General features: G+C 47.5%; 3 protein-coding genes. All 3 read right to left on the reverse strand.

Features of this window, described 5'->3' with window-relative positions; all coding sequences use genetic code 11:
* On the reverse strand, positions 1 to 139 hold a 139-nt coding region (locus R7127_RS26400), incomplete at its 3' end, for a dihydrofolate reductase (RefSeq protein ID WP_318148706.1).
* A gap of 9 nt (positions 140 to 148) precedes the next feature.
* Complete coding sequence (locus R7127_RS26405) at positions 149 to 622, reverse strand: threonine/serine exporter family protein (RefSeq protein ID WP_005459611.1); 474 nt, start codon at positions 620 to 622, stop codon at positions 149 to 151.
* The coding region (locus R7127_RS26410; protein ID WP_318148705.1) for a threonine/serine exporter family protein at positions 622 to 1,265 on the reverse strand (644 nt) is incomplete at its 5' end. The genes R7127_RS26405 and R7127_RS26410, both read right to left, overlap by 1 nt.

Here is a 1,265-nt window from a genome sequence, read left to right on the forward strand (position 1 = left end):
TCTTTCTTCCCATTACGACGGGCTTCCCCATCGTACAACGTTTAAACCAAGCAAAATCCGCAGGAAGATGCCAAGGCATTTGATTATCTTTGCCAATAACGCGGTTGTCTGCCATCGCGGCAATCATACTAATGATCATGTCGGGTCCTTATACTATCGGTCTGCGGCGGTAGAATAACAGCCCAGGAACTGCGAGGCCAACTGCTAAACCAGCAATAATAAACATGGCTTTAAGAAAGTTCTCCATGCAGGTCGCAATTAACTCTGGCGAGTAACCCAAATGGTTAATCTCCACCATCGCAATCATCGCTTTGTAAGCAAAAACGCCCGGCACCATAGGTATCAATGCAGCGACAGTAAACACTTTTGGATGAGCCAAAAAGCGGTGAGACCAATGAACCCCTATCATGCCAACCAAGGTGGCAGCGAAGAAGGTCGCCCACTCAATCGGTACTCCAAACTGCATCATCAAGTAACGGCTTCCGTGACCAATCGCACCACCTACCGCACAATAGATCAAAGCTCGCTGTGGCACATTAAACACCAACGCAAAGCCGACTGCAGGGATGGCTGCAAAAAACATGTCATTGAGCAAACCGAGCGTTAAATCAAAAATATTCATTAAATTGCCCACCCCCAAATACCAGTTACACTCATTGCCGCCACAATGCCCAAACACGTTGCTAACGTCAGCAAACTGGCCATTACAAACCGAGCAATACCCATGTTAATGTGACCTTTTAGCATGTCTGCTACCGAATTAATCAGTGGAAAACCAGGCACCAACATTAATACCGACGATGCCATCGCTACGGTTGGTAAATTACCAATTTGATAAATTTCAGCTTGAGCAGAAATCAACGTGGTTACAAATGCGGTAGCAGCAAAGTTAAGTAATGGATTGAAGTGACGATGGCCAATCTCTTGGCGCACGATCATGCCACCAGCCGAGGCCAAGAAGGTCATAATAAATACGCCCCAATCGCCACCTGCTAAATGGCTGAATGCCGCGCATGATAAGCCAATCATAAGCACCACTAGCCAGCGGTTGTACCGTTCTGGGCTGATGGTATTCAGTTTTTTCTGCGCCATGGCAGCATCAAGTAACCCGCGCTCCATCATGATACAGATACGTTGAATTTGCGTAATAACGCGCATGTTGATGCCACGATCGGCACAGCTTCGAGTAGTGGTGATGCAGTGTCCATCCATTACGGTCGTGACAACCAAGGCATTGGCTGAGAGGGCTACAGCCACTTCATGCA

Source organism: Vibrio sp. 1159 (genome assembly GCF_033340395.1).
Classification (GTDB): Bacteria; Pseudomonadota; Gammaproteobacteria; order Enterobacterales; family Vibrionaceae; genus Vibrio; species Vibrio alginolyticus.